This is a genomic window from Allobosea sp. LjRoot9 (assembly GCF_964252745.1).
Lineage (GTDB): Bacteria > Pseudomonadota > Alphaproteobacteria > Rhizobiales > Beijerinckiaceae > Allobosea.
Genome location: NZ_CAXUPC020000007.1, coordinates 177,949 through 203,105, shown reverse-complemented (window position 1 = coordinate 203,105; position 25,157 = coordinate 177,949). Strand labels below are relative to the sequence as shown.

The window sequence follows — 25,157 nt, the reverse complement described above, 5'->3', positions numbered from 1 at the left end:
TGACGTGGAGCGAGACGCGCCGCAATGGCTGGACGTCGGGCAAGGCGCTGAACGGCGCAAGCTCGCCTATCTCGCGCAGCCCGGCGATGGCGCCCCCGTGCTCTGGCTCGGCGGCTTCCGCTCCGACATGCGCGCGACCAAGGCCGAGGCGCTGGCGGAATGGGCGAGGCAGACGGGCCGTGCCTTCCTGCGCTTCGATTATGCCGGCCATGGCGAGACCGGCGGCGATTTCGCGCGCTGGACCTTGTCGCACTGGCTCGAAGACGCGCTGGCGATGATCGCCGCCCTCTGCGACCGGCCGCCGGTCCTGGTCGGCTCGTCGATGGGCGGCTGGATCGCCCTGCTCGCCGCCCGCAAGCTGCTGGGCACGGCGCTCGCACCGGCCGGGCTGGTGCTGATCGCGCCGGCCGTCGATTTCTCCGAGGATCTGATGTGGGCGCTGATGCCGGAGGCAATCCGGGAGACCATCCTGCGCGATGGCGTCTGGCTGAGGCCGTCCGAATATTCGCCCGATCCGACGCCGATTACGCGCGCGCTGATCGAGGACGGCCGCAGGCATCTGATGTTTGGAAGCGCGATCAGGACCGGCTGCCCGGTGCATATCCTGCAAGGGATGGCCGATCCCGATGTACCGTGGCGGCAAGCGGTCAAGCTCGTCGAGCATCTCGCCGGCGATCCCGTCCTGCTGACGTTGATCAAGGATGGCGATCACCGTCTCTCGACGCCGGGCGACATCGCCCGGCTGACGTCAGCAGTCGCCGGGATCACGGCCCCGGCCTGAGGCAGCGTCCGGCCTGAAGCAGCATCAATGGACGCTGACCATCCTGAGATCGTGCTCCCAGGCGTTGGCGGTCGCGGCATCGCGCGAATCGGTCACCAAGATCGGCGCGCCATCGGCCGAGAGCAGTGCAAAGAGCTGCAGGCCGGGCTGGATCTCGGGCGCCTGCGGGAAGATGCGCAGGAGCTCGTCCGAGGTCATCGGCTTCAGATAAGCGACCTCGCCCGTACCAAGCGCCGCGAATTCGGCCTGGGTCAGAGGAGTGGTCTGGATCATCGTTCTATCTTCGTTCATCGCGCCCTCCTTCAGAGCAGTGCGAGTAGCGGCTTTCAGAATACGCCTCAGATTATGAACAGATGCAAAAACCGCGCTGCACCCGTCCTGCCGGTCACCTTGCCGGTCAATCCCGGCTCACGATATCGATACGCCGGATGAGGCGCTCAGGTTCCGGCCTCACCAAGTCGATCGCGAGAAGTCCGTTGGAGAGATCGGCTCCCATCACCTGCATTCCGTCCGCCAGCAGGAAGCTGCGCTGGAATTGGCGCGCCGCGATGCCGCGATGAAGGAATTGCCGGCTTTTGTCGTCGCTCTGGCGACCCCGGATGGTGAGCTGGTTCTCTTCCAGCGTGATCTCGAGCTGCTCGCGGGCGAAACCCGCTACCGCCAATGTGATTCGGAGCCGGTCGGGCTCGTCCTCGCAACGCGGCATGCGCTCGATGTTATAAGGCGGGTAGCCTTCGCTGCCCCCCTTCGTCACCCGGTCGAGCGCGCGTTCGATATCATCGAACCCCAGCAGGAACGGATGCGACAGACTTGGCGTACGCGTCATACGGCCCTCGAAAGGCGCCCTCTCGGATCATGCAGGGCCCGCTGGTCGCAGCACCCCACCGGTGGGAGGCGAACCCTCCCATCCATCAAGATATGGCGAGAGAAACGGACCGGTTCAAGAGCCTGCCGGGCGGCGCGTCCGAAGTGCGGCGGTGAAACCGGACTTCGACAATGGTGCGGGTGGTACAGCCACCCCGGCTTGAACGGGGGACCTCTAGATCCACAATCTAGCGCTCTAACCAACTGAGCTATGGCTGCCCGCACCCGGCGCTTGGCGATCGGTCGCAAAGTCACGATCGGCGGCGGCGCGGAACCTAGTGCGGTCGCCAGCCGATTGCAACCGTCGAATTCACGCCGCGCCCAACGGATTTTGGAGTGGCGCTTCGCGTGTCCCTCAGCCCTTGCCCTCAACCCCTACGCAGGGGTGTGCTCGCGATCTGCGCGAGGTCGTTGAGATGGGCCGAATAGGCCTCATAGCCGCGGCGGATGGCCTTGGTCTGAAGCACAACGGCGTCGGCCGCGCTGTCGGTACGCGCCAGCGTCTCGGCCTCGCCCAGCGTCGCCTTCAACTCCGCGCAGGCATAATCCAGCATGCGGGCCTGCAGCGCCCCGAAGGTGCGCGCCAGAGCCAGCGTCTGCGTCACCACGGTAGCTGCAGTGACGGTGGCGAATTCAGGCGACTTCGGAACCAGCGCGGCCACGGGAGCGGGCGCTGTCTTGCCCGTGAACGTCACGATCTCGGCCGATCTGGCGACGGCCGGCTTCACCGCCTCGACGATCTTCGGGGCCGCAGCCTTGGGGGGCGCAACCTTGGGGGTCGCAACCTTGGAGGCAACGATCGTGGGGGCCACGGCCTTGGGAGGAGCGACAGGCGCAACCGGGCTGGCGACCTTGGCCGTGCTCTTCACCGTACTCTTGGCCGCCGCCTTGATCGCGGGTGCCTTCTCGATGCGCGTCTTGGCGGGCGGGATGCGGGTCGCAGCCGGCTTCACCACCTTCGCGGCGAGCTTCGTCGGGGCAACCGGCTTGATCACGGGAGCCGGGCTCGGCGCAGCCTTTACGGCCGGCTCTGCGGCCTTCGCCGAAGGCGCGCTCGGCTTGGGAGCAGCAACCTCGGGAGCCGCAACCTTGGGCGTCTCGGCCTTGGGAGCTTCAACCTTGCTGTCAGCGAGCTTGGAAGCCTCGACCTTCGGAGCCTCCGGCGTGAGAGCGGCAACCTTGGGAGCCTCTACCTTGGGAGCTTCCGGCTTCAGCACGATGGCGGGTGTGGGCGCCTCGACCTTTGGCGCCGCGGGCGGCGTCGCCGGAGCGACGGCTGCGACAGGCTTGACCTCGACCGGCTTGGCAATGACGGGGGCCGGCGTCTCGGGGATGGGGGGCAACGCCTTCACCGGCGCCAGGCTGATCGGCGGTTTGGCAGTCGTCTTTGTCGGGGCAGTCGTCTTCGCCGGGGTAGGCTTGGTCGGGGCAGATTTGACCATCGCGATCCTCCATCAAAAGAGAAAACAACGCGCGCAAACGCTAAAACGACGCATGCCGGGCTCGACGCCCGGCCGCTCTGTCTTCATCTCGTCCGCTTCCGGGCGCGGCCAGGGCGCCCGTCGCGACTCAATTGGCCTTCAGTTAGGCCCTCACTCGGGCCTTTACTTGGCCTTCGTCGCCTTGGCGGCCGTTTCGGCGACCTTGTTCGCGACATCCTGCGCCGCCGAGCCCATCTCCTTGAGCTGGCTCTGGAGCGCGGCCATCTGCGACTTCAGGAACTCGGACTGGTGCTGCATGACCTCGGTCAGGTCCTTGGACTTCACCAGCTTCTGGGCGAGGTCGAAGGCGGCCGCGACATTGGTCTCGGCATAGCTCATCGCCTTGCGGGTCACGTCCTGCGCATTGGCGCGGGCCGACTCGGCCGAACCGTGAGCGGTATCCACGGCCTTCTGAGCCGCGCCGATGAAACCGTCGAAAGCCTTGCGGGCCTGGTCGACGCTCTTCTCGGCGAATTCGCGCATTTCAGTCGGCACTTCGTAAGGTGTCTTGCCGTTCATCGGGGGCATCCTCCTGTTGCAATGACTCATGAGCAGGCGCGGTCATTGTGCAGTGCAATATCATTATTGCGCCGCAATGACAACGGCACGCGACCCTGCCCACCCGCTCACGTTAACGCTGTTTGTACGAGACGCGGGAGAGCCCGTCTCAGTTCCATGGCTTTGCTATCATTTGGGCGCTATTAAAGATTTGTTAGCCATAAGGGCGTGGACTGAAACGAGCAGGCAAGCATGAGCGAAGCCGGACAGGACTGGGCGCGACTAGGCGCTGCGGCGGCGCAGGACGCCGGGCTTGTGTCCTTCGCGAACGGCGGGGCCGTGCTGCTATGGGATGCCGAGGCCGGCCGGCCGGGTTTCGCCAATACCGGTGCCCGGGCGCTGCTGGGCGGAGACGGCCTCTCCGCAAACCTGCCGGCGCCGACGCGGCAGAGGCTCGCTTTGCTGGCTGGAGGCCTTGCGCCGCGCGACGGCATCAGACTCGAGCGGCTGCGGCTGACCTCGGGCTTCTCCGCAACCATGATCACCTGCGGCTGCCGGCTGCTCACAGGAGCCGATGGAGGCCAGGTGCTGGCGATAGCCATCCCGGCCAACGAGATGCGCCGGCTCGGCGTCGCAGTGCCTGCGGCCGGGAGCACGCACCAGGCACAAGACATCCCCACCGCCGAATCGACCGTGGCGACGGCCACAGCTGCCCAAGCTCCCGTTGCCCCACCTCCGGCGCCAGCGACACCGCGCCGCGCCCTGCTGCGCTTTCTCTGGAACAGCGATGCCACCGGGCGCCTGACCAGCGTCTCTCCCGATTTCGCCGAGTTCGCCGGGCCGCAAGCCGCGGCGGCTCTGCCCGGGCGGAACTGGGCGCAGATCATCGGCCATGACCTGATCGATAGGGATGGCGGCCTTGCCCAGCGTCTCGCCAGCGGCACGACCTGGAGCGGCCATCATGTGCTGTGGCGCACCGAGCTGCCGCAGGAGGGTGCGCGCGTCGAATTGTCGGGCGCGCCCTTCTTGGATGCCGCACGCCAATTCGCCGGTTTCCGCGGCTTCGGCCTCGCGCGCCTGACGGAACGCGAGCCGTTTCCTGATACGGCGAGCACGCACGCACCCGCAGACGAGATCGAGTTGGTTACGCCCGAGGCTGCGAACGCCGAGCCCGGAGCCGAGCAAAGCCCCGTCGTCGCGGTGGAGCTCCCGGCGGCCATGGAGCCCGTGACGGTCGAGGCCCCTGCCCTGCCCGTCGCCGAGGCCGAGGCTGTGGAAGAGATCGAGTCAGCTACGCCCGAGGCTGCGAACGCCGAGCCCGGAGCCGAGCAAAGCCCCGTCGTCGCGGCGGAGCTCCCGGCGGCCATGGAGCCCGTAACGGTCGAGGCCCCTGCCCCGCTTGTCGCCGAGGCCGAGGCTGTGGAAGAGATCGAAGCGCCCGCCACTGAGCCGGCGGAGGCCGAGTTCGGCTCCACGCTGGAGGCGGACGAAGCGGCGCTTGAAGGTGAAGACAACGAGGCCGCAGCGGAGGCGCCCGAACCGGTTCCCGCAGCCGAGGACGAGACCCAGGCTCCGGAAGACACACGGGCTCCGGAAGCTGAAGCTGCCTCGCCGGCCGTATCCGAGGGTCCCGCTCCCGGCGGCAATATCGTGCCCTTGCGCAACGGCCACCTCGCCAGCGTCCGGCCGGTGCTGGAGCCCTCAAAACCCAATCTCAGCTCGGCCGAGCGCAACGCCTTCCGCGAGATCGCCAAGGCGCTGGGCGCGCGCATCGCCGGCGACGACGAGATCAGCCCGCGCCTGCCCCCCGTCGCGCCGTTGCGGCTGAAGGAGAGCAACGAGCAGCCGCTCGCGCCTGCAGCCGAGCCGCGGGACCAGGACGCCGCCCTTGGCCGCCACCTGGCCGAACTGGCGCCAGCCGATCTGCCTGCCCCGACGCATGCGCCGACTGAGGCTGCAGCGGAGCCCAGCTCCGAGACCGCGCGGCAGCGGCAGCCCAACTCCCATGCCGACGTGCTCGACAAATTGCCGATCGCCGTTCTGGTCAATCGCGGAGACGAGGCGCTCTACGCCAACCGCACGCTGCTCGACCTGCTCGACTATGCCGATCTCGATGATCTCAAGGCCGGCGGCAATGTCAGCCGTCTGATCAAGGAGGCCTCACGCACCGACGGCGGCGCGATGATCCTGATCGACCGGCTCAACCATCTCGTCAGCGTCAACGCCGTGCTCTCCAGCGTGTCCTGGCTGGGCGAAGCGGCGACGCTGATGGCCTTCCGCCACCCGGATGGCGGCGGCGAGGTCAAGGTGCTGACGCCAGACGAGGCCGAGGAAGCCGAGCTTGCGGCGGAGTTCGCGGCCGAGGACGAGGAGAGTGCCGCCCGCGTCAACGCCCTGCGGCTCGATGTCGACGCACGCGAATCCCGCATCAGCGAACTCGTCGCGATGCTCGACACAGCGACCGACGGCGTCGTCACGGTCGATGAGCGCGGCCGCGTGCTGTCGCTCAACAAGACCGCCGAGGCGCTGTTCGGCTACGACCAGCGCGAGGTCACCGGCGAATTGTTCACCCTGCTCTTCGCCGCCGAGAGCCATGCTCCGGCACTCGACTATCTCGAAGGGCTGAAGGGCGGCGGCGTCGCCTCGGTGATGAATGACGGGCGCGAAGTCGTCGGTCGGGTGCGCCAGGGCGGCAAAATCCCGCTATTCATGACCATGGGCCAGATCACGGAAGGCTCCGAGCGCCGCTTCTGCGCCGTGCTGCGCGACATCACCGCCTGGAAGAAGACCGAGGGCGAGCTGGTCGAGGCGCGCAAGGCGGCCGAGAAGGCGAGCGCCCAGAAATCCGACGTGCTCGCCAAGATCAGCCACGAGATCCGCACCCCTCTCAACGCCATCATCGGCTTCGCCGAGGTGATGGCGGAGGAGCGCTTCGGGCCGATCGGCAATGACCGCTACAAGGAATATCTGCGCGACATCCATCAGTCGGGCGGCTACGTCATCAGCCTGGTCAACGACCTGCTCGACCTCGCCAAGATCGAGGCCGGCAAGCTCGACCTCGACTTCGTCAGCGTCAATCTGAACGAGATCGCGCTCTCGACGGTCGCCTTGCTGCAGCCCGAGGCGCAGCGCGGCCGCGTGGTGCTGCGCTCGGGCCTCTCGCCGAAGCTGCCACCGGTCGTCGCCGACCAGCGCTCGATTCGCCAGATCGTGATCAACCTGCTCTCCAACGCGGTGAAGTTCACCGACGCCGGCGGCCAGGTCATCGTCTCGACAGCGCTCGGCGACCAGGGCGAAGCGATCCTGCGGGTACGCGATACCGGCATCGGCATGGACGACAACGAGCTCGCTCTGGCGCTTGAACCCTTCCGCCAGGTGCCGACGACGCGCCGCAAGGGCGGCACCGGCCTGGGGCTGCCGCTGACCAAGGCGCTGGTCGAGGCCAACCGCGCGGCGATGAGCATCACCAGCGTCAAGAAGGAAGGCACGCTGGTCGAGATCACCTTCCCGCCGCAGCGGGTTCTGGCTGGCTAAGATTCTTGCCGGGTAAGGTTCTTCCGCGGCCATAGTTTCGCCGTCTCGGCCGGCGCATAGACGGGGCGCGCCGGCGCTTGCCCCCGAGGCCCGGCAGCCCAGAGCAGGATGCGAAAAAGTGGAAACCGGTTTTTCGCGTCGATCCTGCTCTAACTCTTAGAGAGCTGGATGGGCGGAGCCGAGTTGAACTTCCTCTACGACGACAGCGCCGAGCCTCTTGCCGATCCATTCGCCGCCCCGGCTGGGTTGCCGGTTTCCGAGCACCGCTCGGTCAATTGGCGCTGGCTCTCGGCTTGCGCCTTGATCGGCCTGCTCGGCGCCGCCCTGATGGGCTCATCGCTCTATGTCTCCGAGGGTGACCACGTCACGGCGCAGCGGCCGGAAAAGGCCGCCCCCACGCATAATGACGAAACCGCGGCGGGCAAGACGGCCCGCAAGAGCGACAGCCTGGTCCAGCACAGCTTCGCGATCAGCACGACGCAGCATTTCCGCGCGCCCTTGACGGAAGTCGCGGCCGGGCGCGAGATCACCAAGGTGCATGCCTTTGCGCATGTCTCCGTCGCCCTGTCGCCGCTTCCCATCGCCAATCTCGACATCCCGGATTTCGACCCTGCCCGGCTGCTCGCCGGCTCGACGCGTGAGGCGCCGCCCCAGGACGCGACCGACCCCGCCGACGCGGATGTCTCCGTCACGCGCCGGGATCTCGCCGCGCTCATCATCGAGCCGGATGCTCCGGGCCTGTCCGACGCCGCGATCGACGAACAGATCGCCGAGATGGCCCGGCTCTCGGCCGGCTCGCCGCAATTGCCGCCCGATTATTCGAATCAGCGCATCCTGTCGCGAACGCTGCGCATGGTCGGCGAATCGGCCAGCGCCGAAGCCGATGCGGAGGATGCCGGCCGGTTCGGCTCGCTCGATGTCCGGATCATTCCCGAGAATGTCACGGATGTTTCGGCTGGCGCCGACAACCGCGAGCGCTTCGGCGATGTCGATATCGCGCTCGAGCGCGGGCAGACGCTCGCCGCGGCGCTCGCCTCAAACGGGGCCTCCAGCGAGCGCGTCGCCGCGATCCTCGCCGCGCTCGGCAAACGAGCCAGAAGTGATCTGCCCGATGGCCAGCATCTGCGCGTCACGATCGGCCCCGAGGCCGGCGACCGCACGATCCAGCGCGTCACCCTGTTCGACGAGAGCGGCCCGCAGCAGGTCGTGGCCCTGGATGATCAAGGCCGCTTCGTCACCGTCGCCCTGCCCGCGCACGGCCATGACGGCCCTGAGGGCAAGGCGGATCAGGATGACGAGGAGGATGACGGCAGCAACGCCACGCTCTACCAGAGCGCCTATGCCAGCGCCTTGAAGAGCGATGTGCCGCGTGAGGTGATCGACGATTTCATCCGCGCCTTCGCGGCCGGCCTCGACCTCAAGCAGCATGCCGGCAGCGGAGACCGGCTGGAACTGGTCTTCACCGACGACCAGCCGACGCCGGCAAACCATCGCGAACTGCTCTATGCGGCGCTGTCCACCGGCGGCGAAACGCAGCAGATCTACCGCTATGTCTCATCGGAAACGGGCGAGCTCGACTTTCTCGACGATGACGGCGTCTCGCTCAAGAAACTGCTGATGCGAAAGCCGGTGCAGGAGGGGCGGATCAGCTCGCCCTTCGGCATGCGTTACCACCCGATCCTGCACTATTCCCGGCTGCATAACGGCGTCGACTGGGCCGCCCCGCGCGGCACGCCGATCATGGCTGCAGGCGACGGCACGGTGACGGCCGCCGGGGTTCACTCCGGCTACGGCAACCGGGTCGAGCTCGAGCACGCCAATGGTTATGCCAGCGCCTACAACCACATGGCCAGCATCGCCCGCCGGATCAAGCCGGGCGCCTCCGTCCATATGGGCGAGATCATCGGTTATGTCGGGACGACGGGCCTCTCGACCGGCCCGCATGTCCATTACGAAGTCACCACGAACGGGCACTTCGTCGACCCCATGAAGGTGAAGCTGCCCAGCAGCCGCGCCCTTCAGGGCGCGGCGCTGGCCGAGTTCAAGGAGCACAAGAAGCAGATCGACGATTTGCGCCACCATGTCGACGCGACCGTGGCGGTGGCGCCGGGTGGACATCCGACCTGATCGCGCAGCCTCGCCCCGGCGCCTGCCATCGATGCCTCAGAGCAAGGTCCCGCTCAGGATCACCGCGGCAACGCCGAAATAGATCACCAGGCCGGTGACATCGACGAGGGTCGCGACGAAAGGCGCCGAGGCGCTGGCGGGGTCGAAGCCCAGCCGCTTCAGGACGAAGGGCAGCATCGAGCCCATCAGCGAGCCGAAGGTGACGATGCCGATCAGCGCACCGCCCACGGTTGCCGCGATCAGGGCCCAGTGCTCGCCGTAATTGTAGATGCCGAGCTTCTGCCAGAGCACGATGCGCGCGACGCCGATGGCGCCGAGGATGGCGCCCAGCGTCAACCCGGTCGGCAATTCGCGCAGCGCGACCCGCCACCAATCCTTCAGGCTGATCTCGCGCAGGGCAAGCGCCCGGATGATCAGCGAGGTCGCCTGCGAACCAGAATTGCCGCCCGAGCTCATGATCAGCGGGATGAACAGCGTCAGCACGATCGCCTTTTCCAATTCATCCTGGAAATACTGCATGGCCGAGGCCGTCAGCATCTCGCCGAGCAACAGGATCGAGAGCCAGCCGGCGCGCTTGCGGATCATCCGTGCGAAGCCGATCTCGTTATAGGGCTCGTCCAGCGCCTCCATGCCGCCGAGCTTCTGCACGTCCTCCGTCGTCTCCTCGATCATCGCATCGATGACGTCGTCGACGGTGACGATGCCGATGACGCGATTGGCGGGATCGACGACGGGCACGGCGAGCAAATTGTATTTCGAGATCAGCCGGGCGACGTCCTCGCGATCCGTCGCCGGAGTGACGCTGATCGGCTTGTGCGCCGGCACGACGGAGGTGACCACCGCATCGGAAGCGCTGCTGATCAGCCGGCGCAGCGGCACCGCGCAAATGAGCGCGCCCGTCGCTGGGTCGAGCACATAGGTCGCGTAGACCGTCTCGCGCGAGCGCTCGACATGGCGGATATGGTCGAGCGTCTGCGCCACGGTCCAGTTCGCCGGCACGCTGACGAACTCGGTCGTCATGATCGAGCCCGCGCTGTGCTCGGGATAGGAGAGCAGCCGCGTCAGGGCCGAGCGCGTCTCCTGGTCGACCCGCGCGGTGAGGCGCTCGCGCACGGGCGCGTCGAGCACGCGGACAATGTCGGCGACGCGGTCGGCAGACATGGCGGAGAGGAAAGCCGCCGCGCGCTCATCGGTGAGGAGCGTGAGCGCGGCGGGCGCGTCGAACAGTTCGGGCTGGTCCAGGACCTCGACGGCGCGTTCGAACGGCAAGGCGACGAGGACCTCGGCGATGGTCGCGGTGTCCTGATCGTTCAGCGTCTCGACGATGTCGGCGATGTGTTCCTGCGCCAATGTGCAGGCCAGCGTCTTGGCCAGCAAATCGGGAGCTGCTGCGCCCCTGTCATGCGCGACGATATCATTCATGGCTCTATTCCTTGCGATCGGCCGTCATCGGCCGATCGCAAGCGAGCCGGTTACCCGGTCAGGCGCGCGAGGCGGCGGCGGACGGCATCGACTGTCGGCTGGGACTGTCGGTTGGCATTGCGATTGGGGTTCCTGATTGCGGCCTTCCCCGAAGGTCCGGCGGCGTGGGCGAAGTGCACCCTGCCACGCCGCGCGTCAAATAAAATCTGCATAAGGATGAGCGGCTTCGATCGGCCCCTCATCTAAGAGCGAGAGCAGGATCAATGCGAAAAACCGGTGCCCACTTTTTCGCATCCTGCTCGAGAGCCGGATGATTTCAGATGGGCTCATAAAGTGATCCCATCTGAAAGCTGAATCGGTCTCTCAACTGAGAGTTTAGAGCAGGATCAATGCGAAAAACCGGTGCCCACTTTTTCGCATCCTGCTCTGACGACAAGGCCCCTCACCGCGCAGCGGCGATTGTTGGCCCGCACGGCTCGCCCTATGGTGCGCCCGCCCTCAGCTTCTCCGCCGAAAGCCTCACCGCATGACCCTGACGATCTATGGCTGCTACCGCTCGCGCGCCTCGCGCAACATCTGGCTCGCCAACGAGCTTGGCCTCACCTTCACCCATGTGCCGGTGATCCAGGCCTATCGCGTGCCCGATCCGCAGGCGCCGGACGCGCCGCTGCACACGCGCAGCGCCGACTTCCTCAAGGTCAACCCCAACGGCCATGTCCCGAGCATCGACGATGACGGCTTCAAGCTGCATGAATCGCTCGCGATCAACCTCTATCTGGCGCGCAAGCATGGCGGCCCGCTCGCGCCCAAGGATGCGCAGGAGGAAGGGCTCGCCGTAATGTGGGCGCTCTGGGCCGCGACCGAATGCGAGACCCATGCACTGAACCTGCAATATCACCTCGCCGCCTATCCGCCGGAGAAGCGCAAGCCCGAGGTCGCCGCCGCGGCGCTGGCCGCGCTCGCAGCCCCGTTCGCCGTGCTCGATCAGACGCTGGCGCAGGGCGGCGGCTTCGTCATGGGCGGGCGCTTCACGGTCGCCGACATCAACCTCGCCGAGGTCATCCGCTACGCCAAGCCGGCGACACAGCTCTTCGAGGCCGCGCCGCACGTCAAGGCCTGGCTCGAAGCCTGCCAGGCCCGCCCGGCCTTCACGGCGATGTGGCAGGCGCGCGACGCCGAAGCCGCCTGAGCGGAAAACGGGTGGCGCCGCACTATCAACGCGCCTAGCCAGGACGCGACAAGGGAGCGCTGGCGCGCTCCCTCGGATAGGGCTTTCCAGATGACCACCGCCCCCACCTCCTCCGGCCCCGTGATGGGTGCGCGCGAATGGCTCCTGCTCCTGGCACTCTCGCTGCTCTGGGGCGGCTCCTTCTTCTTCGGCAAGATCGCCGTCGCGGAGTGGCCGCCTCTTGCCGTCGTCCTGTCCCGCGTCAGCCTGGCGGCGGCCGTGCTCTATCTCGTCTTGCGGATGCGCGGCCTCGACATGGCGGTGGGTCGCCGGATGTGGCTCGCCTTCTTCGTCATGGGGCTGCTCAACAATCTCATTCCGTTCTGCCTGATCTTCTGGGGCCAGACCCAGCTCCAGAGCGGCGTCTCCGCGATCCTGAACGCCACCACGCCGGTATTCGGCGTCATCGTCGCGCATCTGTTCGGCAGCAATGAGAAGGCGACCCCGCTCAAGCTCGCCGGCGTGCTGGCCGGGCTCGTCGGCGTCGGCATCCTGATGGGCCCCGATGCGCTCAGCGGCCTGGGCGGCGCGCTCCTGCCGCAGCTCGCCTGCCTGGGCGCCGCCTTGTCCTATGGTTTCGCCGGGCTCTATGGCCGGCGCTTTCGCGACACGCCGCCGCTGGTGACGGCGGCAGGCCAGCTCAGCGCCACGACCGTGATGTCGCTCCCGCTCGTCCTGATCTTCACCCCGCCCTGGAGCCTGCCCACGCCGTCCTGGACAGCCGCGGCCGCGCTGGTCGGGCTCGCCTTGATCTCGACCGCGCTCGCCTATGTGATCTTCTTCCAGATCATGCGGCGGGCGGGCGGAAACAACGCCATGCTGGTCACCTTCCTGGTGCCTGTCAGCGCCATCATGCTCGGCGTCGGCCTGCTCGGGGAAACGTTGCTGCCGCGACATCTCGCCGGCATGGCCGCGATCTTCGCCGGCCTCGCCCTGATCGACGGCCGGCTTTTCCGGCGCAGGCCCGAGATAAGCGCCGCGCGCTGATTTCTGCCGAGGCTTTATTGCCAAAAAATTATGAATTGCTCTAGGGTCGCTTTAGCGGCCAGAGCCGCTAGAGGCATAATCTCGCGGACTGGAAGATATCGGAAAAAACGATACGCCAGAGGGGGAGCAGACGAGCGCCATGGACGTCAGGCAACTGCGATGTTTCATCGCGGTGGCGGAGGAGTTGCATTTCGGTCGCGCAGCCGAACGGCTTGGACTCGCGCCACCCGCCCTTTCCCGCCAGATCAGCGCATTGGAAGATGGTCTCGGGGTCGCCCTGTTCACGCGCACCACGCGCCAGGTCGCGATGACACGCGCCGGGCTGATCATGCTGGAAGAGGCCAAGGGCATCCTGGTCAAGATGGAGCACGCCTCGCGCGCCGTGCGCGGAGCCTCGCTGGCCTCGGGCAAGGTCCTGCGCGTCGGCGCGATCGACGCCGCCTCATCAAGCTTCGTGCCCGAGGCGCTCGCCTATTTCCGCGAGCAGCATCCCAGCGTCGAGATCAAGTTCGTCGAAGCGATGACAGCCCCGCTGATCCAGATGCTGGAGGCCGGCAAGCTCGATCTTGCGCTGACCCGCCCACCACGCAAGCCCACCGACTGCGCCTTCGAGATCCTGCGCGTCGAGCGCCCGCTCGTCGTCCTGAGCGAGCAGCACCCGCTGGCGGCGCGCGACCATCTGACGATGCTCGACCTCGTCGGCGAGCCCTTCATCGTTCCCTCCAAGCGCAGCCGACCCTTCGCCTATGATCTGGTGATGGCCTATTTCGAGAGCGTCGGGGCCGTGCCCAACGTCTCGATCGAGGCCACCGAAAAGCCGGCGATGATGTCAGCCGTGGCCGCCGGACTCGGCATGGCGCTGGCGCCCGACTGGGTCTCGCGCTTGAGCTTTCCCGGCGTCACGATGCGCCGTCTGCGCGGTGCGCTGCTCGACCCGCCGCCACCTGGCGCGCTGGTCGGCGTCGCCTGGCGGCCGCAGCAGAAACTCAGCCCACGCGACGACTTTCTCGCCATCCTTCGCGAGAGCGTCACCTTGATCGACGAACGGCATGTTTTTCCGTTCGTCATATCGCCACCCAAGATGAAACGCACCGCCCGCGCCGTCGGGTCGTCTACCGGAGGAGCCTGATGAGTTTGAACCCTATCGAACGGGCGCAGGGTCTGCGCATTCGCTCGCAGCAGGACATGGCGGCCGGCCTGTTCATGATCGCGCTTGGCGTCTTTGCCTTCCTCCTGTCCGGCGATCTGCCTCTCGGTAGCCTTCGCCAGATCGGGCCGGGCATGCTGCCGAAATCCTTTGCGGTGATCTGCGCCGCGCTGGGCCTGATGCTCTCGCTCGCCTCGCTGCGCTACAACGGCGAGAAGCTGACGGGCTGGGCCTGGCGTGGCGTCTTCCTCGTGCTCGGCGGAGCCTGCCTGTTCGGGCTCGCCATCCGCGGCTTCGACATCGGGCCGATCCATATCCCGCAGCTCGGGCTGCTCGTCGCAGGGCCGCTGGTCATCCTCGTCTCCGGCCTCGCCGCCGACGACATGAAATGGAAGGAGCTGATCATCTTCGCCATCGCGATGACGACCGCCTGCGCTCTGCTCTTCAAATACGCGCTCAGCCTGCCTATTCCGCTGGCGCCCTGGCTCCTGGGGATCTGACACGATGGACATGATCGCCAATCTCACGCTCGGCTTCGGCGTCGCGCTATCCCTGCAGAATCTGGCCCTGTGCTTCGCCGGCTGCTTCATCGGCACGCTGATCGGCGTGCTGCCCGGCGTCGGGCCGATCGCCACCATCGCGATCCTGCTGCCGATCACCTTCGGCGTCGATCCCGTCGGCGCGCTGATCATGCTGGCCGGCATCTATTACGGCGCGCAATATGGCGGCTCGACCACCGCGATCCTGGTCAACATCCCGGGTGAGGCGACGTCCGTCGTCACCACGCTGGACGGCCACCAGATGGCCAAGCAGGGCCGCGCCGGCGTCGCGCTCGGCGTCGCCGCGCTCGGCTCCTTCTTCGCCGGCTGCGTCGCGACCCTGTTCATCGCCGCACTCGGCGCGCCCCTGACGAAGCTCGCCTTGCTCTTCGGTCCGGCGGAATATTTCTCGCTGATGGTGATGGGCCTGTGCTTTGCCGTCGTGCTGGCGCGTGGCTCGATCCTCAAGGCCTTCTGCATGATCATGCTGGGCCTGCTGCTCTCGACGGTCGGCACCGACCTCGAAACCGGGCAGGAACGCCTGACCTTCGGCTTCCCGCCCTTGTCGGACGGCATCGACTTCGCCGTGCTCGCCATGGGCGTCTTCGGCTTCGCCGAGGTGCTGCGCAATCTGGAGAACCCCGAGGCGCGCGACGTGGTGAAGGCCAAGATCGGCCGACTGCTCCCGGACTGGAGCGAGATCAAGCAGTCGATCAACCCGGTGCTGCGCGGCACCTTCATCGGCGGCATCCTCGGCATCCTGCCGGGCAATGGCGCGGTGCTCGGCCCCTTCGCGAGCTACACGATCGAGAAGAAGCTCGCCAAGGATCCCTCGCGCTTCGGGCGTGGCGCGATCGAGGGCGTCGCTGGTCCTGAGTCGGCCAATAACGCCGGCGCGCAGACCGCCTTCATCCCGCTGCTGACGCTCGGCATCCCGCCCAACGCCGTGATGGCACTGATGGTCGGCGCGATGACCATCCACGGCATCATTCCCGGTCCGCAGGTCATGACCAAGAACCCGGAGCTGTTCTGGGGCATGATCGCCTCGATGTGGATCGGCAACCTGATGCTGGTCATCATCAACCTGCCGCTGGTCGGCGTCTGGGTGAAGCTGCTGCAGGTTCCCTATCGCCTGATGTTCCCGGCGATCCTGATCTTCTGCTGCATCGGCATCTACTCGGTGAACAACCAGCCGGTGGACGTCGCCTTCACCGCGATGTTCGGCCTGTTCGGCTACCTCTTGATCAAGCTCGGCTTCGAGCCCGCGCCGATGCTGCTCGGCTTCGTCCTGGGCAAGCTGCTCGAGGAGAAGATGCGCCAGGCGCTGATCATCTCGCGCGGCTCGTTCATGACCTTCGTGGAGCGGCCGATCTCGGCCGGCCTGCTGATCGTCGCCGTGGTCGTCCTGGCGATTGCGCTGCTGCCTTCGATCTCGAAGAAGCGCGACGAGGTCTTCACCGAATGACGGGGTTGCTGGAACGCCGCTTTCAATCCAGCTTCCACCAAAACAGCTCAAGGGAGGATCATCCATGAAGAAACTGACACTTGGCCGGACACTTGGCTTGGCGGCCGCGATCACCATCGCGTTCGCCGGCGCTGCCCAGGCGCAAACCTATCCGACGCGCCCGGTCACCATGATCGTGCCATTCGCCGCCGGCGGGCCGACCGACATCATCGCGCGCATCGTCGCCGACCATATGTCGAAGACGCTCGGCCAGCAGCTCGTGATCGAAAACGTCGCCGGCGCCGGCGGCACCACCGGCATCACCCGCGCAGTCACGGCTGCGCCCGACGGCTACACCATCGCGATGGGGCACCTGGGCACGTTCTCGGCTGCGCCTGCGACCTATCCCGGCCTGAAATACGACCCGATCAACGGCATGCAGGCCATCGGTCTCGCTGGCGGCACGCCGATCCTGATCGTCGCCCGCAAGAATTTCGAGCCCAAGGACCTGAAGGAGTTCGTGACCTATGTGAAGGCGAACTCCGAGAAGGTGAACGAGGCCCATGCCGGCCTCGGCTCCGTCTCCTGGACGACGTGCACCCTGCTGAAGGCGCAGCTCGGCGTGCCGAAGATCAACGCCGTCGCCTATCGCGGCACCGGGCCGGCGTTGAACGATCTCGTCTCCGGCCAGATCGACTTCATGTGCGACCAGATCGTCAGCGTCGCCGAACAGGTGAAGGCCGGCAACATCAAGGCCTATGCGATCGCCTCGAAGCAGCGTTCGCCGGCCCTGCCCGACGTTCCCACCACCGCGGAAGCCGGGCTGCCGGAGTACCAGATCGAGGCCTGGAACGGCATGGCCGGTCCCAAGGGCTTGCCCAAGGACGTCGTCGATCGTCTGGTCGCCGCCCTCGACAAGGCGCTGAACGATGAAGGCACCAAGAAGCGCCTGCTCGAGCTGGGCACCGTGCTGCCGACCGCCGAGGAACGCACCCCGGCCGGTTTCGCCGCCCTGATCAAGCGCGACGCCGACAAGCTCAGCCCAGCCTTGTCAGCCGCACCGAAATAACTGTCCGGAACAGGCACGATATGGAACGGCGGATCCCCGGATCCGCCGTTTTTCGTTGGCGTTGGCAGGCCGATCACGCGTTTTCGTGAGCGCCGCAATACATTGATATAATGACGCTTTCGCCATTCCGGTTGCGGATATTCATATCTTGTTACCCAGATTTTTCGGAACCGCGCCGTGAACCGCCCCGTTTCCTTCCCGAACGTTCGTTTGGAAGGAGAACCACGATGTTCAAGAAACTTGCTCTTATCGCCGCGATCGCCATCACCCCCGCGATGGCATTCGCCCAGAACCCGCAACGCAACCAGGACGGCGGTGCCGTCGGCGGCGCAGTTGGTGGCGGCACCACGGGTGCGGTCGGCGGAGCCATTGTCGGCGGCCCGGTCGGCGCGGTAGTCGGCGGCGTCGGTGGCGCCGTGGTCGGCGCGATCATCGGTGACCAGACGCCCCGCTTCCGGCAATATGTCGTCGAGCAGCGCGTCCCGTCCTATACCTACGCGGAACCGGTCACGGTCGGCACGGTCCTCCCGGCCGATGGCGTGGTCTATCGCGAGGTTCCGCGTGAATATGTGCCGCGCGAATATGCCGAGACCGGCTACCGCTACACGGTCGTGAACCAGCGCCCTGTTCTGGTCGAGCCGCGGACTCGTCGCGTCGTGCAGATCATCGAATGACGTAGTGCGATCCGCTGGACGGTCGCGCCATTACCGGCCTGATCGTCATGCCGGATCGTCGGCCCGCCCCGGAAACGGGGCGGGCCATTTTCGTGTCTCGGCGCATGTTCGGCTTTATCGCGTACCGAACATCCGGTCGCCGGCATCGCCCAGGCCCGGCACGATATAGCCGTGCTCGTTCAGCTTCTCATCGATCGCCGCCGTCCAGATGCGGACATCGGGATGGGCGCCGCGAAAGCGCTCGATACCCTCGGGCGCCGCCAGCAGGCAGACGAAGCGCAGATCCTTGGCGCCGCGCTCCTTCAACCGGTCGATCGCTGCGACCGCCGAATTGGCCGTCGCCAGCATCGGGTCCATCACCACCACCATGCGCTCGGCGATGTCGGAGGGGGCCTTGAAATAGTACTCGACCGCCTGGAGCGTGTTGGGATCGCGATAGAGCCCGATATGGGCGACGCGGGCGGCGGGCACCAGTTCCAGCATGCCGTCGAGGAAGCCGACGCCGGCCCGCAGGATCGGCGCGAAGACCATCTTCTTGCCGGCGATGATCGGCTGCATCGATTTCGTCAGCGGCGTCTCGATCTCGGTCATCTCCATCGGCAGATCGCGCGTGACCTCGTAGCAGAGCAGCATGCCGATCTCGTTGAGGAGCTGGCGGAAGCTCTTGGTCGAGCGGTCCTTCTCGCGCATCAGCGTCAGCTTGTGCTGCACCAGCGGATGGTCGACGACGGTGACGCCGTCCTGGCTTTTGGTCATTCCTGCACGCCCCTTTGTACCCCCTCAGCCCTCATCCTGAGGAGCGATCCGAAGGATTGCGTCTCGAAGGATGGTCCAGAGAGCACTGGAGCATCCTTCGAGACGCCGCTTCGCGGCTCCTCAGGATGAGGGCTGTGGTGTTGCCAACTCAAAATACGGTGCCGTCGCTGATGATCGTCAAGGGCGGACCGCCATCCCCGCGCTTCTCGCGGGCGATGCGCCGGCCGGCGGCCCAGGTGCCGCCCTCCAGCACCTTCGCCAGCGGCAGCTCCTCGGCCGTGCGCCCCAAGCGCTTGCGGATCAGCATTCCGATCTCGTCGAGCAGCGCCACGGTCAGCGCGCGCCATTCGACGACCAGCGCCGAGCCGACCTCATGGGCGCGCGTCGCATCGCTCTCGTCCTTCAGCGCGATCACGCCGCAATCGAGGAACAGCCCGCCATTGCGATATTCGGGCAGACCGGTGAGGTCATCGATGTCGATCACCGCGATCCCGGCCCATTGCAAGGGCTCGATCAGCGAATAGGACAGCCATTGCGAGAGCTTGTGGAAGGGCACCAGCCCGGCTGTCGGCTCGGCCTCCGCGATCAGCGGATGCCGCCAGGTATCGCCCAGTGCGACGCCGGCGACCGTCAGGCGCGACGGCCAGATGCCGCCGAAAATGGAGAGAACCTCCGTCAGGATATGCCCGGCGCGCAATGTGCCGGTCTCGGCAGCGCTGACGAGCCGGTCGAACAGATCGCCGGGGCGCTTCAGGCCCTGACGCTCCAGCTCCTCGCCGAGACGATTCATCAAGGCCGCTCGGCCCTCGACCGCGAGCAGCGGATTGCCGGGGCCGGCCTGGAAGCCTTCGGCCAGCGCCGCGCCATCGAGCCGCTTCAGCGCGGCCGCGTCGACGCGCAGCGGCTCAGCCTGATCGCTGGAGAACAGGCCGGCCGCGAACATGTCGAGCGAGGCCAGCGCCAGCCCCTCGGAGCGGCCGATCGACTGCCCCGAGACCGCATCGCGATAACGCCAGTCCGGCCCGGCACCCGCATCCAGCAGCACGCTGACCACGGCGAGATCATAAGCCGCGCGACCGCGCGCCATGGCGTCGGGAAAATGCGCGGTCAGGTCGAGCACGCTCCAGCGATCGACACCGGCCACGCTGAAATGCCGCCAACGGGCGTGGAACGGGATGTCGAGCGTCGGATAGTTCGCCTTGATCGTGTCGAGGACATAGTCGGCGCAGGCGTCGAGCCGCGTCGCATCGACGCTGAAATGCAGGAGCTTGCCGGCCAGGCCGAGCTCCAGCATCTCCTGCGCGCGGGCGCGGACGGCGGCAGGCTTGAGCAAGGCACGGACGGCGTCCGTATTCTGGTCAGACATGAAGCGGCTCAGAACTTGTCGAGATCGCGACCGACGGTCGCCTTCAGGGCGTTGTCGCCGGGCGCGCCGTCGGGCGAGTAATAGCCCGCTGCCTTCTTGGCCTCGATCTCGACCGAGGCGTCGGGCGGAACGAGCTCGGGCGGGATCGCGACGCGCTCGCCGATCTCGATGCCGCTCTCGACCATGGCATCGTATTTCATGTTCGACATCGACATCAACCGGTCGATCCTGGTGACGCCGAGCCAATGCAGCACGTCGGGCATCAATTGCTGGAAGCGGGCGTCCTGGACGCCGGCGACGCATTCGGTGCGCTCGAAATAGGTTGCGGCGGAATCGCCGCCCTCCTGGCGCTTGCGGGCGTTGTAGACGAGGAATTTCGTGACCTCGCCCAGCGCCCTGCCCTCCTTGCGATTATAGACGATCAGGCCGACGCCGCCGCCCTGCGCCTCCTTCACCGCCTCCTCGATGCCATGCACGAGGTAGGGCCGGCAGGTGCAGATGTCCGAGCCGAAGACGTCCGAGCCGTTGCATTCGTCATGGACGCGGCAGGCGACGCTGCGCTTCGGGTCGGTGATCGCGGAGACCTCGCCGATGATGTAGCAGGTGATCGAGCCGATCGGCGGCAGGAAGACGCGCAGATCAGGCCGTGTCACCAGCTCCGGATACATGCCGCCGGTCTGCTCGAAGAGCGTGCGGCGCAATTCCTGCTCGCTGGTGCCGAAGCGCTCGGCGATGCCCGGCAGATGCCAGACCGGGTCGATCGCGATCTTGGTGACGCTGATATCGCCGGATTTGTGCAGGATGGTCTCGTCGGGGCTGAGCCTGTGTCCTGCCATCGCGGCGAGGATTTCGGGCAAATTGAGCCTCGCCTTGGTGATGGCGATGGTCGGGCGGATGTCGATGCCCTCGCCGATCCACTGGCCGAAATCCTGCGCGACGCGATGGCCGAACGGGTCCATCGAGACGATCCGGCCAGGCGCAAACCATTGCGGCTGCGGCGGGATCTCGGCTGTCGGATAGGTGTTGGTCAGGTCAGGGCGCTGCGAGGGGTTCATGGCGCGAGCCGAAATGGCGAGCGCGCGATAGACCGAATAGGAGCCGCCATGGGCGCCGATGACGTTGCGGTCTCCCGGCGCCGTGGTCGAGGCGATGACCGGGCCGCGTTCGGCCGGGCTGCCCGCGCCCCATTGGATGGGAAAGCGCGTCGCGGCGTTGCCGGGCTCGGGATGCGAGGTCAGGCGGATATGGGTCGTGCGGTTCTGCGAGTTCATCGCGGGTATCGCCCTGCAAATAGGAAAGGGCCCCGGGACGCGATGCGTCCGGGGCCCTCTGGACCTATGAAAATGTGGCTCAACGCAAGCGCGGCGTCAATCGGGGCCGTCGCGCTGGCCGTCATGGCCGGGCTTGTCCCGGCCATCCACGCCTTCGCCGCTCGAGCTCCGCGGTCAAGACGGGGATGCTCGCCGCCAGGGCGAGCATGACGGGCGGAGCCGATCAGAAAATGGCGAGGTAGCGCAGCAGCGAGATGATGCCGATGACGATGACGATGATCTGGACGACGTTCTTGATCTGCGCATCGAGCGGCAGCATGCGCACGAGATAGAGCACGAGGCCGATGACGAGCACCGTGATGAGCAGCGAAATCAGGATGGACATATGCGAAGTCCCTTGTCGCGGCCGGAAACTGGCCCCCCGGAGCCCGTGCCACGACGCATTCGCGCCACGTCAGCCCCGATGACAGAACGTCGCAGTGTGGGAATAGGTTCCCGAGCCCCTGGCGGAGCGCCCGCAGGCGCCTGTGCGCTGCGGTGTTTCGACCGGGCGCGGGGAACCCTCTCCTGTAAGGAGAGGGCAGGGTGAGGTGTCGGCCGTTCGACCGGTTGGGCTCGGCAATGCAGCGGGCGGGTCTCGGCTATCACGTCCAGGGCCTACACCTCACCCCTGCCCCTCTCCTTACAGGAGAGGGGTTCCCCGCGCCCTACCCGGCGATACGCCCGAAATCCGCCACGGCGCGGGTCGCTTCGCGGAGCTGGTTGAGCAGCTTCAGGCGGTTGATGCGCAGCGCCGGGTCGGGATCGTTGACCGTGACCTGGTCGAAGAAGGCGTCGACCGCCGGGCGCAATTCGGCCAGCGCCGCCATCGCGCCCTCGTAATCTTCCTTCGCCACGGCGGCAGAGGCTGCGGGAGTGGCTTTGTGGAGGCCGACGGCCAGTGCCTTCTCTTCAATCAGCCCGGCTTGCTCGATCAGCAGATAATCGACAGCGCCGTCAAACGCGCCCTCGCCGTCCTTCTTCTCCTCGGCCTTGAGGATGTTGGCGGCGCGCTTGTAGCCAGCGAGCAGGCTCTTGCCATCCTGCGTCTCGAGGAAGCGTGCAAGCGCGGCGACGCGATGGGTGATGAGCAGGAGGTCGTCGGAACCGCCGCCCTCGCCCAGCACCGCGTCGACCAGATCATGCCGCGCACCCTGGTCGCGTAGCATGACTTTGAGGCGGTCGTGGAAGAAGGAAAGGAGGTCGGCGATCTTAGCTTCGGACGCAGAAAGTAATTCAATGAGACGATCGTCATCGGCGTAGGGATTCGCAGCCGCGATCATCTCCTTCATCGGCATGTTGAGCAGACGAGAGATCTGTAGTCGCACCCCATTCTCGACCACCAATCGGATCACCCCCAGTGCCGCCCGCCGTAGCGCATAGGGATCCTTGCTCCCGGTCGGCTTTTCTTCGATCGCCCAGAAGCCGACCAGCGTGTCGAGCTTGTCGGCAAGCGCCACAGCAATCGAAACCGGATCGGTGGGTACGTGATCAGATGGACCGAGCGGCTTGTAATGTTCTTCAATAGCCGCGGCCACCGAAGGCTTCTCACCTTGCAGTCCGGCGTATTTGCGGCCCATCAGCCCCTGCAGCTCGGGGAACTCACCAACCATCTCGGTAGGCAAATCAGCCTTTATCAGTCGCACCGCGCGAGCAATCTGATTGTGATACTCTGCAGAACTACCGCCAAAATGCATCTCACCGACACGTTTTTGCGGCTCGATGAGCTCTCCAATCACCCGCGCCAGCGCCGCGATGCGCTGGACGCGCTCGCCTTGCGTGCCAAGCTTGGCGTGGAAGACGACGCCGAGTTTGTCGAGCTTGGCCATGCGCTGGTCGAGCGGCTTGGCGAGGTCGAGCCCGAGCTTCTCAGCGCTCTCCTTCAGCGTGTCGAGATCGGGCAGATCGCCCTTGTCGGTCGCGAAGAAATAGGCGGCGTCGGAGAGGCGGGCGCGCACGACGCGCTCATTGCCGGCGGTGATCACCTTGCCGCCATCGCTGGCGACGAGATTCGCGGTCAGCAGGAAGCGGTTGGCGAGCGCGCCGGTGGCGGCATCGCGCAGCACGAAGCATTTCTGGTTGGCGCGGATCGTCGCGCGGATCGCCTCGCCGGGAATCTCCAGGAAGCGCTCCTCGAAGGCGCCCATCAGCACGACCGGCCACTCGACCAGCCCCGCGACCTCCTCCAGCAACCCCTCATCCTCGACCAGTTCGAGGCCCTGCGCGAAGGCGAGCGTGCGGGCGTCGTTGAGGATGATCTCCTTGCGCCGATCAGCATCGAGCACGACCTTGGCCTTCTCCAGGCTCGGCACGTAATCGTCGAAACGCTTGACCGTGATGGCGCCCGGCGCATGGAAGCGGTGGCCGTAAGTGATGTTGCCGGAGACGATGCCGTCAACCTCGAAGGGAACCACCTCCGGCTCCTCGGTCTCGGCCCCGAAGGTGCAGAGAATCGAGTGCAGCGGGCGCACCCAGCGCAGGCTCGCGCCAGCCGCGGAGGCAGCGCCCCAGCGCATCGATTTCGGCCAGGGAAAGCTGCGGATCACGGCGGGCACGATCTCGGCGATGGCCGCAACCGTCTCCTGGCCCGGCTTCTCGATGATGGCGACGTAGCTGTCGCCCTTTTTTGGGTCGCTGATGATCGTTGCCTGATCGAGCGAGGTAAGCCCAGCTGCCTTGAGGAAGCCCTGGATCGCGGCCTCGGGCGCGCCGACGCGCGGCCCCTTGCGCTCCTCGCGGACATCGCGGCCGCGCACCGGCAGGCCGGCGATGTGGAGCGCGAGCCGCCGCGGCGTGGCGAAGGCTTTTGCGCCCTCATAGACAAGGCCGCGCTCGACCAGCGCATCGGTGACGAGCTTCTTCAGATCCTCGGCCGCCTTGCGCTGCATGCGGGCGGGGATCTCTTCGGAGAAGAGTTCGAGCAGGAGATCAGGCATTAGTTCGCTCCCCCGCCGGCGGTCTTCAGCCAGGCGGCGCCGCAGGCTTTCGCCAGTTCGCGGACACGCAGGATGTAGCTCTGGCGCTCGGTGACCGAGATCACGCCGCGCGCGTCGAGCAGATTGAAGCTGTGGCCGGCCTTGAGGCACTGGTCATAGGCCGGCTGGACCATGAGATGGCGCTCACCGCTCTCGCCCTTTTCGAGCAGGGCCCGGCATTCGGCCTCGGCCTCGGCGAAGCGCCGGAACAGGGCGGCCGTATCGGCATGCTCGAAATTATAGCGCGAATATTCCTGCTCGGCCTGGAGGAAGACCTCGCGATAGGTGACCTTCTCGTCGCCTTCGAGCCCGTTGAAATTGAGCTCCATGATGCTCTCGACATTCTGCAGATAGCAGGCGAGGCGCTCGAGGCCGTAGGTGAGCTCGCCCGAGACAGGCGCGCATTCGATGCCGGCGACCTGCTGGAAATAGGTGAACTGGCTCACCTCCATGCCGTCGCACCAGCATTCCCAGCCCAGCCCCCACGCGCCGAGCGTCGGGTTCTCCCAATCATCCTCGACGAAGCGGATGTCGTGCAGCTTCACGTCGATACCGATCGCCTCGAGCGACTGCAGATAGAGCTCCTGCAGGTTCGGCGGGTTCGGCTTCAGGATGACCTGGAACTGGTAGTAATGCTGCAGCCGGTTGGGGTTCTCGCCATAGCGGCCATCCTTGGGCCGGCGCGAGGGCTGGACATAAGCCGCGCGCCAGGGCCTGGGCCCAAGCGAGCGCAGCATCGTGCCGGGATGGGAGGTGCCGGCGCCGACCTCCATGTCATAGGGCTGGAGAATGACGCAGCCGCGCTCGGCCCAGAAGCGCTGCAGGGTCAGCAACAGCCCCTGGAAGGAGCGGGTCGGGTTCATCGCATCGGGCAGAGTGGCAGAAACAGCCAAGGCTTGGGCCTTCCGAAAGATCGTGGATCGGCGCGTGCATAGACCATGATCCGGGAAAGTGG

At 66.4% G+C, this 25,157-nt stretch carries 21 protein-coding genes and 1 tRNA gene; 10 read left to right on the top strand and 12 right to left on the bottom strand.

Features of this window, described 5'->3' with window-relative positions; genetic code table 11:
• Nucleotides 1-4: 4 nt before the first annotated feature.
• Nucleotides 5-781, top strand: a complete 777-nt coding sequence (locus ACSQ3P_RS23835) for an alpha/beta hydrolase (RefSeq protein ID WP_436167949.1) — start codon at nucleotides 5-7, stop codon at nucleotides 779-781.
• Between the two features lie 24 nt (nucleotides 782-805).
• On the opposite strand, the gene ACSQ3P_RS23830 is transcribed toward ACSQ3P_RS23835, so the two are convergent.
• The 5 genes from ACSQ3P_RS23830 to ACSQ3P_RS23810 all read right to left on the bottom strand — a co-directional run bounded on the left by ACSQ3P_RS23830 (nucleotide 806) and on the right by ACSQ3P_RS23810 (nucleotide 3,645).
• Nucleotides 806-1,072 (bottom strand): DUF1150 family protein, encoded by a 267-nt coding sequence (locus ACSQ3P_RS23830; RefSeq protein ID WP_244546373.1) that lies wholly within the window; start codon nucleotides 1,070-1,072, stop codon nucleotides 806-808.
• Nucleotides 1,073-1,178: 106 nt separating this feature from the next.
• Nucleotides 1,179-1,607, bottom strand: coding sequence for an Hsp20 family protein (locus ACSQ3P_RS23825; RefSeq protein WP_436167948.1), 429 nt, complete (start codon nucleotides 1,605-1,607; stop codon nucleotides 1,179-1,181).
• Nucleotides 1,608-1,787: 180 nt separating this feature from the next.
• A tRNA-His gene (locus tag ACSQ3P_RS23820) sits at nucleotides 1,788-1,864 on the bottom strand.
• A 149-nt stretch (nucleotides 1,865-2,013) separates the two neighbouring features.
• Nucleotides 2,014-3,087: a hypothetical protein gene (locus ACSQ3P_RS23815; RefSeq protein ID WP_436167947.1), complete on the bottom strand. Its 1,074-nt coding sequence runs from the start codon at nucleotides 3,085-3,087 to the stop codon at nucleotides 2,014-2,016.
• Nucleotides 3,088-3,249: 162 nt separating this feature from the next.
• Nucleotides 3,250-3,645 carry a phasin gene (locus ACSQ3P_RS23810; RefSeq protein ID WP_092169438.1) on the bottom strand — a complete coding sequence of 132 codons (396 nt, stop codon included), beginning with the start codon at nucleotides 3,643-3,645 and terminating at the stop codon, nucleotides 3,250-3,252.
• Between the two features lie 231 nt (nucleotides 3,646-3,876).
• Between ACSQ3P_RS23810 and ACSQ3P_RS23805 the strand changes: the two genes are divergently transcribed.
• Nucleotides 3,877-7,158 carry an ATP-binding protein gene (locus ACSQ3P_RS23805; RefSeq protein WP_436167946.1) on the top strand — a complete coding sequence of 1,094 codons (3,282 nt, stop codon included), beginning with the start codon at nucleotides 3,877-3,879 and terminating at the stop codon, nucleotides 7,156-7,158.
• A gap of 168 nt (nucleotides 7,159-7,326) precedes the next feature.
• Complete coding sequence (locus ACSQ3P_RS23800) at nucleotides 7,327-9,285, top strand: M23 family metallopeptidase (protein ID WP_436167945.1); 1,959 nt, start codon at nucleotides 7,327-7,329, stop codon at nucleotides 9,283-9,285.
• A gap of 36 nt (nucleotides 9,286-9,321) precedes the next feature.
• Here ACSQ3P_RS23800 and mgtE read toward each other — a convergent pair whose 3' ends face one another.
• Nucleotides 9,322-10,707, bottom strand: a complete 1,386-nt coding sequence (mgtE, locus tag ACSQ3P_RS23795; RefSeq protein ID WP_436167944.1) for a magnesium transporter — start codon at nucleotides 10,705-10,707, stop codon at nucleotides 9,322-9,324.
• A gap of 526 nt (nucleotides 10,708-11,233) precedes the next feature.
• Here mgtE and ACSQ3P_RS23790 point away from each other — a divergent pair.
• The 7 genes from ACSQ3P_RS23790 to ACSQ3P_RS23760 all read left to right on the top strand — a co-directional run bounded on the left by ACSQ3P_RS23790 (nucleotide 11,234) and on the right by ACSQ3P_RS23760 (nucleotide 17,795).
• Nucleotides 11,234-11,896, top strand: a complete 663-nt coding sequence (locus tag ACSQ3P_RS23790) for a glutathione S-transferase family protein (RefSeq protein ID WP_436167943.1) — start codon at nucleotides 11,234-11,236, stop codon at nucleotides 11,894-11,896.
• 90 nt (nucleotides 11,897-11,986) lie between these two features.
• Nucleotides 11,987-12,922, top strand: a complete 936-nt coding sequence (locus tag ACSQ3P_RS23785) for a DMT family transporter (protein WP_436167942.1) — start codon at nucleotides 11,987-11,989, stop codon at nucleotides 12,920-12,922.
• A gap of 139 nt (nucleotides 12,923-13,061) precedes the next feature.
• On the top strand, nucleotides 13,062-14,051 hold the full coding sequence (locus ACSQ3P_RS23780; RefSeq protein ID WP_436167941.1) for a LysR family transcriptional regulator: 990 nt from the start codon (nucleotides 13,062-13,064) through the stop codon (nucleotides 14,049-14,051).
• Nucleotides 14,051-14,569, top strand: a complete 519-nt coding sequence (locus ACSQ3P_RS23775) for a tripartite tricarboxylate transporter TctB family protein (protein WP_436167940.1) — start codon at nucleotides 14,051-14,053, stop codon at nucleotides 14,567-14,569. The genes ACSQ3P_RS23780 and ACSQ3P_RS23775 overlap by 1 nt, the downstream gene beginning before the upstream one ends.
• Nucleotides 14,570-14,573: 4 nt before the next feature.
• Nucleotides 14,574-16,073, top strand: coding sequence for a tripartite tricarboxylate transporter permease (locus tag ACSQ3P_RS23770; RefSeq protein ID WP_310152564.1), 1,500 nt, complete (start codon nucleotides 14,574-14,576; stop codon nucleotides 16,071-16,073).
• 64 nt (nucleotides 16,074-16,137) lie between these two features.
• A complete protein-coding gene (locus ACSQ3P_RS23765) occupies nucleotides 16,138-17,121 on the top strand; it encodes a tripartite tricarboxylate transporter substrate-binding protein (RefSeq protein WP_436167939.1) in 984 nt (327 codons plus the stop codon).
• A 227-nt stretch (nucleotides 17,122-17,348) separates the two neighbouring features.
• Entirely contained in the window at nucleotides 17,349-17,795 is a 447-nt protein-coding gene (locus ACSQ3P_RS23760) for a DUF1236 domain-containing protein (protein ID WP_436167938.1), read from the top strand.
• A 114-nt stretch (nucleotides 17,796-17,909) separates the two neighbouring features.
• On the opposite strand, the gene upp is transcribed toward ACSQ3P_RS23760, so the two are convergent.
• From upp to ACSQ3P_RS23730, 6 genes are all read right to left on the bottom strand, one after another.
• Nucleotides 17,910-18,551, bottom strand: a complete 642-nt coding sequence (gene upp, locus ACSQ3P_RS23755; RefSeq protein ID WP_092169464.1) for a uracil phosphoribosyltransferase — start codon at nucleotides 18,549-18,551, stop codon at nucleotides 17,910-17,912.
• Nucleotides 18,552-18,699: 148 nt separating this feature from the next.
• Complete coding sequence (locus ACSQ3P_RS23750) at nucleotides 18,700-19,917, bottom strand: URC4/urg3 family protein (protein WP_436167937.1); 1,218 nt, start codon at nucleotides 19,915-19,917, stop codon at nucleotides 18,700-18,702.
• Between the two features lie 8 nt (nucleotides 19,918-19,925).
• Nucleotides 19,926-21,188, bottom strand: a complete 1,263-nt coding sequence (locus ACSQ3P_RS23745; protein WP_436167936.1) for a GTP cyclohydrolase II — start codon at nucleotides 21,186-21,188, stop codon at nucleotides 19,926-19,928.
• Between the two features lie 223 nt (nucleotides 21,189-21,411).
• On the bottom strand, nucleotides 21,412-21,573 hold the full coding sequence (locus tag ACSQ3P_RS23740) for a Thivi_2564 family membrane protein (RefSeq protein ID WP_092169472.1): 162 nt from the start codon (nucleotides 21,571-21,573) through the stop codon (nucleotides 21,412-21,414).
• A 322-nt stretch (nucleotides 21,574-21,895) separates the two neighbouring features.
• Nucleotides 21,896-24,163 (bottom strand): glycine--tRNA ligase subunit beta, encoded by a 2,268-nt coding sequence (gene glyS, locus ACSQ3P_RS23735; RefSeq protein WP_436167935.1) that lies wholly within the window; start codon nucleotides 24,161-24,163, stop codon nucleotides 21,896-21,898.
• Complete coding sequence (locus ACSQ3P_RS23730; protein ID WP_436168047.1) at nucleotides 24,163-25,065, bottom strand: glycine--tRNA ligase subunit alpha; 903 nt, start codon at nucleotides 25,063-25,065, stop codon at nucleotides 24,163-24,165. The genes glyS and ACSQ3P_RS23730 overlap by 1 nt, the downstream gene beginning before the upstream one ends.
• Nucleotides 25,066-25,157 lie beyond the last annotated feature (92 nt).